We start from the raw sequence: 15,284 nt of genomic DNA, 5'->3' as shown, positions 1-15,284 counted from the left end.
CGTCCGGCGGACGCGCAGTGCCCGCGTCAGTAAAACTGACGACCGTTCAAATGATCTATGAAAATCCGGAACAAAGCGCCCTGGCTCGAAATGCCGAGCCGGCGATAGATGTTCTTGCGATGGATCCGGACCGTTCCTTCGGCAATGTTCATCACCTTGCCGATCGAAAGGTTGCTGTGCCCCCTGAGGATCAGGCGAACGATGTTGCGCTGCTGCTTCGTCAGCCGGTCCGAACAAAGGCTGTCGAACGCCGCCTCCATCGCATCGTCGCCCTCTTCCGAGGGCGGCGGCGCAAAGCTCTGGCCCTGCTGGCGCCAGTTCGAGCGGACCGCCTCGCGCACGATCGGCTCGTACACGCGCAGTCGCTCGAGTTCGGCCTCACTGAAGGGCTCTCCGCCACGGCCACGCATCAGCGAGTAGGTCGCCTGCAGGCCACCATCGAGCGGAATGACGAAGCCCACCTCCTCCACCAGGACACCCTTTTCCATCGACACGCAGGGATGAACCTCGGCGGACGAAGAGAAATCTGACTGGAAGAACCGGTCCGGCGCGAGTTCACGCATGCGCCAGAGCCCGGCCCGCTGGCCAGCACAGCAGGCTACGTAGAAGGGATCGAGCAGATAGGCGCCGCCGAGATAGGCAGACAGCGCGCTTGCCGATACTTTCGCCGTGTAGCCGTCGTGCAGCACGATCGGCCTTGCGTCGTAGGGATAGGCAAAGGCGACAGAGAGATCGAAGCTGGTGACCGATCTGAGCATCCGGTCGAGCGCCTGGCCGAAATCCTGCGTGCCGATCAGACCGATCATCGCCGATATATCGGCGGACTCCCTTGCCAGCATTCCGGTTTCATCCCCCGCTCCCCGTATCCCCCATGGGATATCGACAGCCCCTGCTTCGTCAACAATAATTCCCCCGGGAGAGAGCAACAGTTCGTCGTAAAAAACGGATCGCCCTTGGCGAGCGCGGCGACGAACGCGATGAGGAGAGCGCAATGGCAGGCAGGCTTTCAGGCAAGGTGGCACTGATCAGCGGTGGCGCGGGTGGATGCGGCTTGGCGGCATCAGAGCTTTTCGCACGCGAAGGCGCCAAGGTCGGCATCGTCGACCTGCCGCGCAGCAAGGGTGAGGAGGTCGCGGCAGCGATCCGCGCCAATGGCGGCGAGGCGATCTTCGCACCCGCCGACGTCTCGGTCTCAGCCGAGGTGACGTCGGCCGTCAAAACCGTCGAAGCGGCGTTCGGCGCGATCACCGTGCTCTTCAATCACGCCGGCATTCTGGCCGTAGGCCCCTTCCTTGAAACGGAAGAGGAAGAGTGGGACCGGTTGATGGCGGTGAATGTGCGCAGCATGTTCCTGATGACCAAGGCGGTTCTGCCCGGAATGCTTTCCGCCGGTGGCGGCAGCATCGTGTGCACCTCGTCGATCTCTGCCGTGGCCGCGACGCCGATGGAGGTACTCTACGACACGACCAAAGGGGCTTGCCACATGTTCGCCCGCGCCATCGCCGTCGAGTTCCGCGACCGCGGCATCCGCTGCAACGCCGTCTGCCCCGGCTTCATCGCCACCGATCATGGCAAGCGCGAGCTTGTCGGCCTCAGCAAATATGGCGTCGACGTCTCTGAGGCAGCCATTGCCGCACAGCAGGGCCGCATGTGCGACCCGAAAGAGGTGGCGAATGCGGCGCTGTTTCTGGTCAGCGACGAGGCGAGCTTCATCAACGGCACGCATCTGTTCGTCGACAATTGCTTCACCGCGGTTTGAGGGAGGGGAAAATGCTTCAGGCAGGTGGCCACTGGCGCAACTGGGTCGGAAACCAATCATGCATCGTGCGCCATCGCGGCGCGCCGGACAGCGAGGCGGCGCTGGCCGAAATGGTGCGCGAGGCGACGTCGCAAGGGCTGAACGTGCGCTGCGCCGGTTCCGGCCATTCCTTCACCCCGGTGGCGCTCACCAGCGGGCTGCAACTGACGCTCTCCAGCATGCAGGGTGTCGTCGGCATCGATTACGCACGCAAGCGCGTCGCGGTGAAGGCCGGCACGACCATCAATCAACTCGGCAAGGTGCTGAAATCGAACGGCCTGTCGCTGATCAATCAGGGCGACATCGACAGTCAGGCGCTGGCTGGCGCGCTCACGACCGGTACGCATGGGACCGGTGCCAAGCTTGGCAACATGGCCTCGCAGATCGTCGGCATGCGCCTGGTGCAGCCGGATGGCAGCATTCTCATCGTCGATGAAACGACGCCGGACCTGCTCGAGGCCGCGCGCGTGTCGGTCGGCATGCTCGGCGTGATCTCGGAGATCACGCTGCAGGCGATGGACAGCTACAACCTCCACGAAAAGCTCTGGCGCTGCACCTTCGACGAAATGATCGAGCAGCACGATGAACTTGCCGCCAAGCACCGCCATTTTGGCTTCTTCTGGTGCCCGGTGCCCGAGAGCCGGCATTGCTATTGTCTGCCGGACACCGCGTCGGTCTCGACGACGGACAGCACTTCCGACGTCTGCGAGATGAAGGTGATCGACATCACCGACGAGGTGCCGATGGAGCAACGCTTCGAGAAGATCGCCTATTCCTCCGAGATCTACCCGATCGAATACGTGCCGAATTTCCACGAACTGGAGTATGCGGTGCCCGTCGCCCACGGCAAGGAAGCGGTGAAAGCGGTGCGCAAGCTGATGCTGGAAAAGCACCCGACCTGCATCTATCCGATCGAGTACCGTTTCACCGCCGGAGACACGGGCTGGATCAGCCCTTTCTTCGAGCAAGACTCGATCACGCTCTCGGTCTCGGGCGAGCCGGGCACCGACTATTGGGACTATCTGAAGGACGTCGATACGATCCTGCGGCAGTACGGCTCACGACCGCACTGGGGCAAGCTGCATTTCCTCGGCGCCGAGGACGTGACCGCGCTCTATCCGCGTGCGGGCGACTTCCGGGCGCTGAGGGCCAAGGTCGATCCAGAGGGCCGCTTCCTCAACGATCACCTGCAGCAGCTTTTCGGATAGCGATTGTGGCTGGCGCCGCTCCGGTCTTTCGCCCAAACAAAAACGCCGCGCGAAGATTGCGCGGCGTTTTTTAAGCTCTGGCCAGTTGGATCAGGCAGACGGTGCGTCGCCGTTTTCGGCGGCCACGACCTTCGGGCCGCCCTTGGAGACGCCTACCATCGCCGGACGCAGAACGCGATCACCGATCACGTAACCGGCCTGGACGACCTGCAGCACCGTGTTGTTCGGCACCTCCGCATTGGGAATCTCGAACATTGCCTGGTGGAAGTTCGGGTCGAACTTCTGGCCTTCCGGCTCCAGCTTCTTGACGCCGTGGCGCTCAAGCGCCGAAAGCATCGAGCGCTCGGTCATTTCCACGCCTTCGATCAGCGTGTTGAGGCCGGCTTCACCAGCCTCCTTGGCTTCGGCCGGAATGGCATCGAGCGCGCGGCGCAGGTTGTCCGAAACGGCCAGCATGTCGCGGGCAAAACCGGCGACAGAGTAGGATTTGGCATCCTTGACGTCGCGCTCGGTGCGACGGCGCAGATTGTCCATTTCGGCGGCAAGCCGAAGATACTTGTCGCGCAGCTCGGCGCTCTCTGCCTTGGCGAGTTCCAACGGATCGGGCTCGGCAACCGGCGCAGCTTCAGCGGCATCGGGCGCGGCATCAAATACCTCGTCGGTGGCCTCAGGTCCGTGCTTGTTCGTATCGTCGGTCATGACGTTCTCCGCAGTGTCGTCTCTATCGTCCTTCGCATTTCCACGTCGCAAGCGCGAGCCTGCGTTTCAGCAAAAATGCCCTGGGACTGGATTTGAAGCCGATATCGAGGTTTGGGGCCGAAAAATCAAGGGTTCAATCGCGTGCGCGGCCAAAAGCCCGCCTTTAACGGGAAAGCCGCGACATCAGCTGCGCGGTATAATCGACCATCGGCACGATGCGCGAATAGTTGAGCCGCGTCGGCCCGATGACACCGACCGCGCCGACAATGCGATCCTCGCCATCGCGATAGGGCGCGACGATCAGCGAGGAGCCGGAGAGAGAGAACAGCTTGTTTTCCGAGCCGATGAAAATCCGGACACCCGGGCCGCTCTCGGCAAGATCGAGCAGTTCGATCAGGCTGTCCTTCTTTTCGAGGTCGTCGAAGAGCATTCGGAGCCGATCGATATCCTCGGCTCCCTCAAGTCCTTCGAGCAGGTTGGCGCGGCCGCGCACGATCAATCGCGCCGGCTTCTCATCACCTTCATTCCCCGACCAGATGGCAAGGCCGCGCTCGACGAGGTCCTGCGACAGCGCGTCGAGTTCGCCGCGCACCGTCTGCTTCACCTTTTCGAGCTGGGTGCGCACCTCGGCGATCGTCTGGCCAGCAAGATGGGCGTTGAGGAAGTTCGCCGCTTCGGTGAGCTGCGAGCTGGTGACCCCGGCGGGGAGTTCGATGATGCGGTTTTCCACCTGGTCGTGCTCGCCGACGAGAACGGCAAGCGCCTTGGTCGGCGCCAGGCGAATGAACTCGACATGCTTCAGCACGGGATCGGCCTTGGCGGTGATGACGAGGCCGGCCCCACGTGACATGCCCGACAGCATCTGACTGGCTTCGGTCAGCAGCGCATCGACCGGCTGCTTGTGGTCATCGCGCCGCACCTGCCGGTCGATCGACGCCCGATCCTCGACCGAGAGTTTGCCGACCTGCATGAAGGCATCAACGAAGAAGCGCAGCCCCGTCTGGGTCGGCAGACGGCCGGCGCTGACATGCGGCGAGTAGATGAGACCGAGGTCTTCGAGATCGCTCATCACATTGCGAACGGAAGCGGGAGAGAGCGACATCGGCAGGAGCCGCGACAGATTGCGCGAGCCGAGCGGCTCGCCGCTCGTCAGATAGGTTTCCACGATGCGACGGAAAATCTCGCCCGAGCGCTCGTCCAGCGCCGCTGCGATTTCCATTGCTCCGGGATTGCGCAGTACCATGTCACTCCACACTTGCAGGCACATCCTGCGGTGCCCGGAATATAGTGATCCTGCCGCCCGATGGCAAAAGGGAAAAATCGATCAGTCCCCCGGCTATCCACCGGTTCCCTTTGCTTGCGCCATGCTCTAGAAGGCTCACCAGATACGATAGGAGTTTGACGATGCGGCCATCCGGCAGAAAAACCGATCAAATGCGCAAGGTTTCCTTCGAGCGCAATTTTTCCAAGCACGCGGAAGGCTCCTGTCTGGTGCGGTTCGGCGACACGCACGTGCTGTGCACCGCCAGCCTTGAAGAAAAGGTACCGGCCTGGCTGCGCAACGGCGGCAAGGGCTGGGTTACGGCGGAATACGGCATGCTGCCGCGCGCCACCGGCGAGCGCATGAAGCGGGAGGCCGCAAACGGCAAGCAGAGCGGCCGCACCCAGGAAATCCAGCGACTGATCGGCCGATCGCTGCGCGCGGTCGTCGACCTGCCGGCGCTCGGCGAACGCCAGATCTCGATCGACTGCGACGTCATTCAGGCCGACGGCGGCACCCGCACGGCCTCGATCACCGGCGCCTGGGTCGCGCTGTACGATTGCCTGAAGTGGATGGAAGCCCGCAACATGGTCAAGGTCGAGAAGGTCTTGAAGGACCATGTCGCCGCCATCTCCTGCGGCATCTTTGCCAACCAGTCGGTGATCGACCTCGACTATCTGGAAGACTCGGCCGCCGAGACCGATGCCAACTTCGTCATGACCGGTTCGGGCGGCATCGTCGAGATCCAGGGCACTGCCGAAGGCAAGCCCTTCTCGGAAGAGGAATTCGCAAGCCTGATGGGCCTGGCAAAGAACGGCATTGCCGAACTGGTCGCGCTGCAGAAGCAGGCGATCGCCGGCTGAAGAAAGGAACGGAAATGGCCCCGGCGCTGGAAGGCATTCTCGAGACCGCACTCTATGCGGCGGATCTCGATGCCGCCGAGGCCTTCTACGGAGGCGTTCTAGGCCTGCAAAGGATCACCCGCGCCGGTAACCGGCACGTGTTCTTCCGCTGCGGCCAAGGCGTGCTCTTGATCTTCAATCCGGCCGAAACGGTGAAACCGCCAGCGCCGGACGCAGCCTTGCCGGTACCGCCGCACGGTACGACCGGTCGGGGGCATATGTGTTTCCGGGTCGCAGCTGAAGCGCTCGACGCCTGGAAGGGGAAGCTCGAAGCGTCCGGCGTCACCATCGAAAGCGATCTTCGTTGGCCGAACGGGGCGCGGTCCTTCTATTTCCGCGACCCGGCCGGAAACAGCCTTGAATGTGCGGAACCGGGCCTCTGGTCCATCGAATGAACATGAAGCGAGACACTATGCGCAAACTCGACAACAAGACGCTGATCGTCGCCAGCCACAACGCCGGCAAGATCCGAGAGATCCGCGATCTCATCGGCCCGCTCGGCTTCGAGGCGAAGTCGGCGGCGGACCTCAACTTCATCGAGCCCGATGAAACCGGCACCACCTTCGAGGAGAACGCCACGATCAAGGCGCTCGCCTCCGCCAAGGCTTCCGGACTGCCGGCGCTTTCGGACGATTCCGGGCTCGCGATCGATGCACTCGGCGGCGCGCCCGGCGTCTACACCGCCAACTGGGCCGAGCGCGAGGATGGCAGCCGCGATTTCGCAATGGCCATGGAGAAGGTCGAAAAGGCACTGCAGGAGAAAGGCGCCACCGCGCCTTCCGAGCGCACCGCCCGCTTCGTCTCGGTGCTCTGCCTTGCCTGGCCCGACGGCCATGTGGAACTCTTCCGCGGCGAAGTCGAAGGTTACGTCGTGTGGCCGCCCCGCGGCAGCCAGGGCTTTGGCTACGATCCGGTGTTCCAGCCGAAAGGCTACGAGACCACCTTCGGCGAGATGAGCGCCGACGAGAAGCACGGCTGGAAGCCGGGCGACGCTGAGGCCCTGTCGCACCGCGCCCGCGCCTTCAAGACTTTTGCCGAGACCTGCCTCGGAGCCTGATCGGAGCGGGATGAGGAAAAGTGTGTGCGGTTTTCCGCTCGCATCCCCTCCCTGTTGGAAGCGACCATGAGAGACGCAATAATGCAGACAGCCACGCTATCGGCGATCGGTGACGGCATGGACCCCGGCTTCGGGGTCTATGTGCATTGGCCGTTCTGCGCAGCCAAGTGCCCCTATTGCGACTTCAACAGCCATGTGCGCCACCAGCCGGTGGACCAGCCACGCTTCGTGTCCGCCTTCCTCAAGGAAATGGAGGAGGTGCGCGAACTCTCCGGCCCCCGCACCGTCACCAGCATCTTCATGGGCGGCGGCACGCCGTCGCTGATGGAGCCGGCAACGGTGGACGCGATCCTCCAGGGCATCGCCCGCCATTGGCACGTGCCCGACGGCATCGAGATCACTATGGAGGCCAACCCTTCGAGCGTCGAAGCGACGCGCTTCCATGGCTACCGCGCTGCCGGCGTCAACCGTGTCTCGCTCGGCGTCCAGGCGCTGAACGACCGGGACCTGAAATTCCTCGGGCGGCTGCACAATGTCGAGGATGCGTTGAAGGCGATCCGGTTGGCGCGCGAGATTTTCCCGCGCATGTCCTTCGACCTGATCTATGCCCGCCCCAACCAGACAGTTGACGAGTGGGAGCGCGAGCTGAAGGAAGCCGTCTCCTATGCGGTTGACCACCTGTCGCTCTACCAGCTGACGATCGAGGAAGGCACGCCCTTCTATGGACTGCACAAGGCCGGCAAGCTCGTCGTGCCGGACGGCGAGCAATCGGCGGTGCTCTATGAGGCGACTCAGGAGATCACGGTATCGATCGGCATGCCGGCCTATGAAGTCTCCAACCACGCCCGACCGGGTGCCGAAAGCCGGCACAACCTCACCTACTGGCGCTATGGCGACTACGCCGGCATCGGCCCCGGCGCCCATGGGCGCCTCGGCATCGGCAGCGGCAAGATTGCGACCTCCACGGAGCGCAAGCCCGAGGACTGGCTGCACCTTGTCGAGACCTACGGCCACGGCATGATCGAACGGGAATCTTTGGATCTCGAGGCGCAATCCGACGAACTGCTGCTCATGGGCTTGCGCCTGAAGGAAGGCGTCGATCTTGCCCGCTGGCAGACCCTTTCTGGCCGCGATCCGGACCCGGAGCGCGAACAGTTCCTGATCGACCACGGCTTCATCGAGCGGCTAGGCAACTCGCGCCTGCGCTGCACGCCGGCCGGCATGCTGATCCTCGACGCGGTTGTCGCTGATCTCGCCTGCCCCTGAGGCGGCAGGACGCAACGCCGGACGGAAAACCGCGCCATCCTTTTCCTGGCACCGCTTCAGGCGGTTTTCGCCGGCTACGGTTTCAATCGAACGTTTCGCCGGAAAGGGGCGTCGCCTGCATCGACGGCCGTTCCTCGAAGGCATCGAACCAGCGGGTCAATGACGGGCGGTTGCGGAACGACGGCAGGTCGCGAAACGCCATCCAGGAGAGCGTCGTGGCGAGTGCGATCTGGCCGATATCGACGTCTTCAACAGGCGACAGCGCCTGCTCCAGCCAGTCGTAGGTTGCCTCGATCTTCTCCTCGTAACCCGAGGCGAGCGCCGGATAACGCAGGTGCTCCGGGCGCCGCTCCCATTCCCAGCGCAGGCCGATCCCGGTCTGGGCAAGCACCTGCGCCACGGACTGCATACGCAACGCGCCACCGCGGCTCGCCGCTTTCGGGGATCAGCTTGCGTCCATCATGCAGCGTATCGAGATAGGCGCAGATGACATCGCTGTCGAAGATCGGCTCGTCGCCGCCACGAAGCAGCACCGGCACCTTGCCGAGCGGATTTTCAGCATAGACATCGTCGTTGCGCCTAGTCGGGCTGGTCTCGTGGTGGATGACCTTCAGCCGGTCGGCAAGACCAGCCTCATGGGCAAAGACGAGTGCCTTGCGGGCGAAAGGGGAATGGGTCTGATAGTAGAGGATCATGGCTGCCTCGCGGGATCTGGGGTAATTTCCGTCTTCCGCGAAGAGATATTGCATCCGCTGCGATAAAGGCGCTCTGTTTTCGCAACCGCCTTGCAAGTTTGTTTCATAAATCGCTACTTCATCGGATCGCCTTTCAGGCGATTGAGTTCGATGCCCCTTGCAACGAGCCGGGCGACCTGGGCGTCGTCGACATCGTCGACGCTACGCACGCGGATATAGGCCATATCGCCCTTGCCGCCGCCCTTCTCCAGCCGAGGGTCGACATCGAGCATCTCGGCGCCGCGCCAGAAGCCGAAGGTGACATGATCCTTTGCGCCCTTGAGCAGACAGACCGTGCCGCCGGCCTCGTAGACGGGATGGCCCCACTTGACGATGTCTGTCAGCCCGCCCGCCGCCAGAAGCGCGGCATGCAAACGCTTCGCCACTTCGGCGGGGGTGCCGGAAAGACCGGCAATGTAGTCGTTCACTGTCTTGGTCATGGCCGTCTTCCGATCGCTGGAGGTCAGTTCTTGAACGGGATGAGGTTGCGCACCCGCGGATCTCTGAGCCAAAGGCCGCCCCAGGCGATGACGCCGAGATAGAAGCCGAAGAGCAGGTGGGTGAAAAGCGGGCTACCGGCACGAAGATGTGTCGCCATGGCGCCGCCGAGATAGCCGGTCAGCAGGATGGCGCCGAGGATCGAGGTCCGCGGGATCACGTAAAGCACGGTGCAGAGCAGCGTGAGCACGCCGAGCAGACGCGCAAGGTTCTGATCCGCGGAGTATCCAAGCGCCACCATGGTTTCGGTGACGACCGGAAGCGGCACCAGCTTGATCGCGGCATCGAAGACAAGGAAGGCCACGAGCACGCCGCTCAAGACACGGCCGAGGATGACGGACCTGGCCGTCGGGGCAGGAATGGCAAGACTGGTGTTCATTGGGATCTCTCCTTGGATCTCGTTGTCAGCTCAAGGACGAAACAAGCCGACCGGTCCCGACAGGCCTCTCCAAATTTTATCTTTTTTCGGTGAGACCGGGCTCCTCGTCGAGCTCGTCGAGTTTGTCGAGCTGCATGCGGATATAGGCGCATTCGGCGGCGTTGGTCGCAAGCGCTATGGCATGATCGAAGGCAACGCGCGCCTCGCGCACCTTGCCGAGCTGTTTCAGGAGATGCCCGCTCAGACCGTGGAAATAGAAGTAGCCCGACAGCTTGTCGGCGAGCGGCTCGATCATCGCAAGCGCGGCCTCGGGGCCTTTCCGCTTCGACACGGCAACCGCCCGGTTCAGGGTGATCACCGGCGATGGTTGCAGGCGTTCGAGTGCCTGATAGAGCAGGTCGATCTGCGCCCAGTCCGTATCTTCGGGCCGCGCCGCGCGCGCATGCAGCGCGGCGATCGCCGCCTGGATCTGATAGGCACCGGGCTGGCGGTAGCCCATGGCCCTGTCGATCATCGCCAGAGCCTCATCGATCAGCAGGCGGTCCCACAATCCACGATCCTGGTCTTCCAGCAGGATAACGGCTCCGTCCGCATCAAAGCGGGCCCGGGCGCGGGAATGCTGGATCATCATCAGCGCCGTCAGCCCCATGATCTCCGGTTCTGCGGGAAAAAGCTCCAGCAACAGGCGCCCGAGCCTAATCGCCTCGCCGCAGAGATCGGCCGAGACGCTGTCCGGCCCGTTCATCGCCGAATAGCCCTCGTTGAAGACGAGGTAGATCATCGTGGCTACGGCCGCGAGCCGGTCGGCACGATCGGCGGCGTCGGGTGTCTCGAAGGCAAGGCCGGCGGCCGCGACACGGGACTTGGCGCGGGTGATGCGCTGCTCCATCGCTGCCTCGCTGACAAGGAAAGCGCGGGCGATCTGCTTGACCGAGAGGCCCGAGACGATGCGCAGTGCCAGCGCGATCTGCTGGGTTGCCGGCAGAGCCGGATTACTGCAGACGAACAGCAGGCGAAGAATGTCGTCGCGATAGTGGGAGCCGTCGATCCGGTCGGCGAGATTGCCCTCCTGATCCTCAAGGTCGGAGAGAATTTCTTCGGGCGGCAGTGCCGTTTCGCGTGACTGGCGCCTTACCTTGTCGATGCCGCTGTTGCGGCCGACGAAGATCAGCCAGGCGGCCGGATCGCGCGGCGGTCCGCTTTTCGGCCAGGTCTTCAATGCCCGGATGCAGGCCTCCTGAAACGCTTCCTCGGCCGTATCGAGATTGCGGAAATAGCGCAGCAATGCGCCCACTGCCTGCGGCCGGGCTGAAACGAGTGCGAGGTCTATCCAGGCTGTGTCTGTCATGAAGCAAGCTCACTGGGTTTGTAGATGGCAAGGGGACGGATTTCATAGGAGCCGGCAGCCGGATTGGCGGAACTCAGGTCACGGGCAAATTCGAGCGCTTCGTCGACAGACGCGCAATCGACGACGTAGAAGCCGAGCAATTGCTCCTTGGTCTCGGCAAAGGGACCGTCGGTGACGATCGTCTCGCTGTGGCTGTGGCGGAGCGTCGTCGCCGTTGTCGTCGGCATCAGGCGCGCCACCGGTCCAAGTTTTCCGGCTTCGGCATACTTGCCCTGCACGGCCGCCAAGTCGCGCATGACCTTTTCATCCTGCTCCTTGCTCCATTCACTGGTGACGTTTTCGTTGTTGTAGCAAAACACGGCGTAAAGCATCGGAACTCCTGCTCCTGAAACAAAGACGGTGGCGTCGACAGATAGCCGACAACGGTGACGAAAAAAACAGGGCCGGTGGTGCTTTCGCCCACCGGCCCGCAATGCGTGTAAAAAGGAACGTTCAACCGTTTTCGCGGCATTCCAAGTTGGGGTCGACCGCCGGTCGGCGCAAGAGGCGCAGCAGCCGCCCATCGATTGCCGCCAGACCAGCCGCAATCAGCGCCATGCCAAGGAAATGCTTGGTCTCCAGCGTTTCGCCGAGGAACATCGCGCCGAGCAGGATGGCGCTGACCGGGATCAGGAAGGTGACGAGCATCAGATTGGTGACACCTGACGTTTCGAGAATGCGGAAGAACAGGACGTAGGCGAGCGCCGTCGAGATCAGGGCGATGCCGACGATCGCCGCCCAGACGTCGAGCCCGGGCACGGGCAGCGTCCACGGATGATCGACGAGCAGCGACAGCGGCACCAGCATGATGCTGGAGGCGGAGACCTGACCGGTCGCCGTCACGATCGGCGCGACCCCCATGCGCTTGAAACGGCGGGCAAAGACGCCGGCGAGCGCATAGGAGAGTGCTGCGCCGAGCACGGCGATCTGGGCAAGCAGGTTCGAGCCGAGGCCACCAAGCGCTGCCGGGCCAATCATCATGGCGACGCCGAGGAAACCGACGACGACGCCGGCGAAGCGGTTGACGGTCAGCTTCTCGTCATCGGTCAGAAGATGCGCCACGATCACGCCGAAGAGCGGCGTTGTCGCGTTGAGGATCGAGGCAAGGCCGCTGGCGATATGCGTCTGCCCCCAGACGATGAGCGAGAAGGGGATCAGGTTGTTGAGCAGTCCCATGCCGAAGAACGCCAGCCAGACGCGACGGTCCCGCGGCATCGACAAGCCCATCAGGCGTATAATGACGAGCAGCGCGATCGCGGCGAGGCTTACCCGCAGCGCCACGATGGTGATGGGCGGCAGCGCCTTGACGGCGATGCCGATGAAAAAGAAGGAGCCGCCCCATAGCAGGGACAGAAGGATCAGCATGCCCCATTCCCGGGCTCCCATGACCTTGGCTTGAACAGGCTGTACCATCGCAGAAACCCTCTTTTTTGTTTGTCAGACTAAATCATGACGGTATTGACCACCGTGAGTTTTCGCCATTATTTTCAGGAAAACAGGCTTCCAACAAACGATCATTTCTCGATGGATGATTGAGTTCAGCTAAATCATGGCAACATCCCTTCCCTCACTCGCCTCCCTTCGCGCCTTCGAAGCGACGGCGCGACATCTGAGCGTCACCAAGGCCGCCAACGAACTCAACGTGACGCCCGGCGCCGTCAGCCTGCAGGTCCGGGAGCTCGAGCAGACGCTCGGCGTGACGCTCTTTGAGCGGCGGCCGAGGCAACTGGTTCTGACCGAAGATGGCAGCATCTATTTTTCGACGCTCAGACGCGCTTTCCGCATGATGCGGGAGGCGACAGAGGAGCTGACGGCGCGCAAGCGCGCGCCGGTGCTGACGGTGAGCTGTACGCCGACCTTTGCCGCGCAATGGCTGGTGCCGCGCATCGGCGCTTTCGAGCTGCAAGTGCCCGGCATCGATGTGCGCATCAGCACCACGAACCGGCTGACGGATTTCAACAGTGACGGCGTCGACGTCGCCGTCCGGCATGGGCTCGGTCGTTATGACGGCTTGGTCAGCGAACGGCTGATCGACGACGACCCGGTTCCGGTCATCCATCCGGCACTTCGGGCCAAGCTGCCGCTCGACACGCCGAGCGACCTCGCCGGCCATGCGCTGTTGCACGACGTGCACCGCCAGGACTGGCGGCTGTGGCTGGATGCGGCAGGAGCCGAAGGGGTAGATCCCGGCCGAGGACCGGTCTTCGTCAACAGCAACGGCGCCATCGAGGCGGCCAAGGCCGGCGACGGCGTTGCCCTGGTGCGCCTGTCACTCGTGGCGCGCGAACTTGCCGAGGGCCTGCTGGTGGCCCCCTTCCCGGAGGGGGTGATGACCGGCCTTGCCTATCACCTGGTCTATCCGCCGGCCGCTCTCGACCGACCGCCGGTCGTCGCCTTCCGCAGCTGGATCATCGCGGAGGCCCGCACATCCCAGGTCGTCGAGGACCCGTCGATCAGGGCGCCTCAGCGACCGACTTTGAAGGCGGTGCGCTAGTTCAAAACGAAAAAGGCCCGGAAAACCGGGCCTTTCTTTGTAACGGCCAGCCGCGACTATTCGTTGATCAGACGCTTCAGAAGCTCGATCTCGTGGCTGAGCTTGGTGTCACCCGAAATCAGCTCTTCGATCTTGCGCACGGCATGCAGCACCGTCGTGTGGTCACGTCCGCCAAAGCGACGGCCGATCTCCGGGAAGGAGCGCGGCGTCAGCGTCTTCGACAGATACATGGCAATCTGGCGCGGCTTGACGATAACGCGGGTGCGGCGGTTGGAGACGAGCTCCTGGCGCGAGACGTTGTAATGCTTGGCAACGACGCGCTGGATGTCCTCGATCCGCACACGGCGCGGCTCGCCGGCGTTCACGAGGTGGCCGAGCAGTTCATCGACGCGCTCGATCGAGAGCTGCGGCTCGAAGGAACGACGGAACAGAAGCTGGTTGAACGCACCTTCGAGCTCACGACCGCTTGCCGTCACATTGCGGGCGACATGGCTCAGGATATCGCCGGGAATGTCGAGCGATCCATCGTCCTGGCGCGCGACGTCCAGCCGGCGCTTCAGCATTTCGAGGCGCATGTCGTAGTCGGGCCCGTCCATCTCGATGGCGACACCGCCCTGGAGACGCGAGCGAACCCGGCTGTCGAGCGATTCCAGCTCCCACGGAGCGCGGTCGGCGGCAACGACGACCTGCTTGGCGGAATCGAGCAGCATGTTCAGGAGATGGCAGAACTCGTGCTGGATCGACTTGCCCTGCAGGAACTGCATGTCGTCGATGATCAAGAGATCGATGTTGCGCAGGGACTCCTTCAGCGACAGCGCATCGTTGTCGCGGATCGCTGTCGCGAAACGCCACATGAAGTATTCGGCGGTCAGATAGACTACGCGCGGAGCACGTGCGCTCTGCAGCGCCTGGATGGCGATCGCCTGCAGGAGGTGCGTCTTGCCGAGGCCGACGCTCGAATGGATGAAGAGCGGGTTGAACCGCACGGCACCGGCGCCGGCTTCCGCGATCGTCCGGGCAGCGGCAAGCGCGACGCGGTTCGAGGAACCCTCGACGAAGTTTTCGAAATTATAGCGCTGGTCGAGCGGCGAGCCGAAAAGCGGCGCCTGGGTCGGCTTCTGCACACTCGCGACCGCCGCTGCGGCGACGGTTGCGACCGGCTGGGCCGCTGCCGGACGGCGCGCAGGTGCAGTTGGCGCCGTTTCGGTTGCCTGCGGCAGCACGTCTTCCTGTGTCGACGGCCGGGCGCCACGAGTAGCCGTGCGCACCAGGATTTCGACCTTCAGAATCTCGCCGTCTTCCTGCTGGAAGATCGACGTGATGAGATCGAGATAACGATTGTTGATCCAGGACTTCAGGAACGTGGTCGGCACCGAAAGGCGCACGACGCTCTTGGATACGGAATGGAGCTTCAGACGCCCAAACCAGCTTGCAAAGACATCCGGACCGACCTGAGCCTTGAGACGCGCACTTACTCGCTCGAACAGTGCGTCGTGCCTCATGTCGACTTTTTCCCCCGCCGCCTGCGATAGATTGCTTCCGGCTTGGAATGCGTCTCCTTCTTTCTGAAGTGCGCCCGCCGTCACCAAATTCATCTGCAT

16 protein-coding genes and 1 pseudogene are annotated in these 15,284 nt (G+C 63.1%); 7 read left to right on the top strand and 10 right to left on the bottom strand.

Annotated elements, in window-relative coordinates; all coding sequences use genetic code 11:
- Window positions 1–26 precede the first annotated feature (26 nt).
- The gene (locus PWG15_RS00085) at window positions 27–839 is read right to left on the bottom strand and encodes a helix-turn-helix transcriptional regulator (protein WP_275022463.1); all 813 of its coding nucleotides are present in this window, start codon (window positions 837–839) and stop codon (window positions 27–29) included.
- 152 nt (window positions 840–991) lie between these two features.
- On the opposite strand from PWG15_RS00085, the gene PWG15_RS00080 reads away from it, so the two are divergent.
- Entirely contained in the window at window positions 992–1,759 is a 768-nt protein-coding gene (locus PWG15_RS00080) for an SDR family NAD(P)-dependent oxidoreductase (RefSeq protein ID WP_275022462.1), read from the top strand.
- Window positions 1,760–1,770: 11 nt separating this feature from the next.
- Window positions 1,771–3,006, top strand: a complete 1,236-nt coding sequence (locus tag PWG15_RS00075; protein WP_275022461.1) for a D-arabinono-1,4-lactone oxidase — start codon at window positions 1,771–1,773, stop codon at window positions 3,004–3,006.
- A gap of 90 nt (window positions 3,007–3,096) precedes the next feature.
- Here PWG15_RS00075 and grpE read toward each other — a convergent pair whose 3' ends face one another.
- Window positions 3,097–3,705, bottom strand: a complete 609-nt coding sequence (gene grpE / locus PWG15_RS00070) for a nucleotide exchange factor GrpE (RefSeq protein WP_275022460.1) — start codon at window positions 3,703–3,705, stop codon at window positions 3,097–3,099.
- A 163-nt stretch (window positions 3,706–3,868) separates the two neighbouring features.
- The gene (hrcA, locus tag PWG15_RS00065; RefSeq protein ID WP_275022459.1) at window positions 3,869–4,948 is read right to left on the bottom strand and encodes a heat-inducible transcriptional repressor HrcA; all 1,080 of its coding nucleotides are present in this window, start codon (window positions 4,946–4,948) and stop codon (window positions 3,869–3,871) included.
- A 161-nt stretch (window positions 4,949–5,109) separates the two neighbouring features.
- Between hrcA and rph the strand changes: the two genes are divergently transcribed.
- From rph to hemW, 4 genes are all read left to right on the top strand, one after another.
- Window positions 5,110–5,829: a ribonuclease PH gene (rph, locus tag PWG15_RS00060; RefSeq protein ID WP_065372208.1), complete on the top strand. Its 720-nt coding sequence runs from the start codon at window positions 5,110–5,112 to the stop codon at window positions 5,827–5,829.
- A gap of 14 nt (window positions 5,830–5,843) precedes the next feature.
- A complete protein-coding gene (locus PWG15_RS00055) occupies window positions 5,844–6,263 on the top strand; it encodes a VOC family protein (RefSeq protein ID WP_275022456.1) in 420 nt (139 codons plus the stop codon).
- Between the two features lie 17 nt (window positions 6,264–6,280).
- The gene (gene rdgB, locus PWG15_RS00050) at window positions 6,281–6,925 is read left to right on the top strand and encodes an RdgB/HAM1 family non-canonical purine NTP pyrophosphatase (RefSeq protein ID WP_275022455.1); all 645 of its coding nucleotides are present in this window, start codon (window positions 6,281–6,283) and stop codon (window positions 6,923–6,925) included.
- Window positions 6,926–7,006: 81 nt separating this feature from the next.
- Complete coding sequence (gene hemW / locus PWG15_RS00045) at window positions 7,007–8,191, top strand: radical SAM family heme chaperone HemW (protein ID WP_275024474.1); 1,185 nt, start codon at window positions 7,007–7,009, stop codon at window positions 8,189–8,191.
- A gap of 82 nt (window positions 8,192–8,273) precedes the next feature.
- On the opposite strand, the pseudogene PWG15_RS00040 reads toward hemW, so the two are convergent.
- The 6 genes and pseudogenes from PWG15_RS00040 to PWG15_RS00015 all read right to left on the bottom strand — a co-directional run bounded on the left by PWG15_RS00040 (window position 8,274) and on the right by PWG15_RS00015 (window position 12,602).
- Window positions 8,274–8,886 (bottom strand): annotated as a pseudogene (locus tag PWG15_RS00040) (glutathione S-transferase family protein).
- Window positions 8,887–8,999: 113 nt separating this feature from the next.
- Window positions 9,000–9,365, bottom strand: a complete 366-nt coding sequence (locus PWG15_RS00035) for a DUF1801 domain-containing protein (RefSeq protein ID WP_275022454.1) — start codon at window positions 9,363–9,365, stop codon at window positions 9,000–9,002.
- Between the two features lie 23 nt (window positions 9,366–9,388).
- Window positions 9,389–9,802, bottom strand: coding sequence for a DoxX family protein (locus PWG15_RS00030; protein WP_275022453.1), 414 nt, complete (start codon window positions 9,800–9,802; stop codon window positions 9,389–9,391).
- A gap of 76 nt (window positions 9,803–9,878) precedes the next feature.
- Window positions 9,879–11,150: an RNA polymerase sigma factor gene (locus PWG15_RS00025; RefSeq protein WP_275022452.1), complete on the bottom strand. Its 1,272-nt coding sequence runs from the start codon at window positions 11,148–11,150 to the stop codon at window positions 9,879–9,881.
- Entirely contained in the window at window positions 11,147–11,521 is a 375-nt protein-coding gene (locus tag PWG15_RS00020) for a YciI family protein (protein WP_275022451.1), read from the bottom strand. The genes PWG15_RS00025 and PWG15_RS00020 overlap by 4 nt, the downstream gene beginning before the upstream one ends.
- Before the next feature lie 121 nt (window positions 11,522–11,642).
- Window positions 11,643–12,602: a DMT family transporter gene (locus PWG15_RS00015; RefSeq protein WP_275022449.1), complete on the bottom strand. Its 960-nt coding sequence runs from the start codon at window positions 12,600–12,602 to the stop codon at window positions 11,643–11,645.
- A 136-nt stretch (window positions 12,603–12,738) separates the two neighbouring features.
- Between PWG15_RS00015 and gcvA the strand changes: the two genes are divergently transcribed.
- On the top strand, window positions 12,739–13,683 hold the full coding sequence (gene gcvA / locus PWG15_RS00010) for a transcriptional regulator GcvA (RefSeq protein ID WP_275022447.1): 945 nt from the start codon (window positions 12,739–12,741) through the stop codon (window positions 13,681–13,683).
- A gap of 56 nt (window positions 13,684–13,739) precedes the next feature.
- On the opposite strand, the gene dnaA is transcribed toward gcvA, so the two are convergent.
- Window positions 13,740–15,185, bottom strand: a complete 1,446-nt coding sequence (dnaA, locus tag PWG15_RS00005) for a chromosomal replication initiator protein DnaA (RefSeq protein WP_275022444.1) — start codon at window positions 15,183–15,185, stop codon at window positions 13,740–13,742.
- Between the last annotated feature and the right edge of the window lie 99 nt (window positions 15,186–15,284).

It is taken from the genome of Ensifer adhaerens, assembly GCF_028993555.1.
In the GTDB taxonomy this organism is placed as follows: Bacteria; Pseudomonadota; Alphaproteobacteria; order Rhizobiales; family Rhizobiaceae; genus Ensifer; species Ensifer adhaerens_I.
This window is presented reverse-complemented; position numbering and strand designations above follow the sequence as displayed.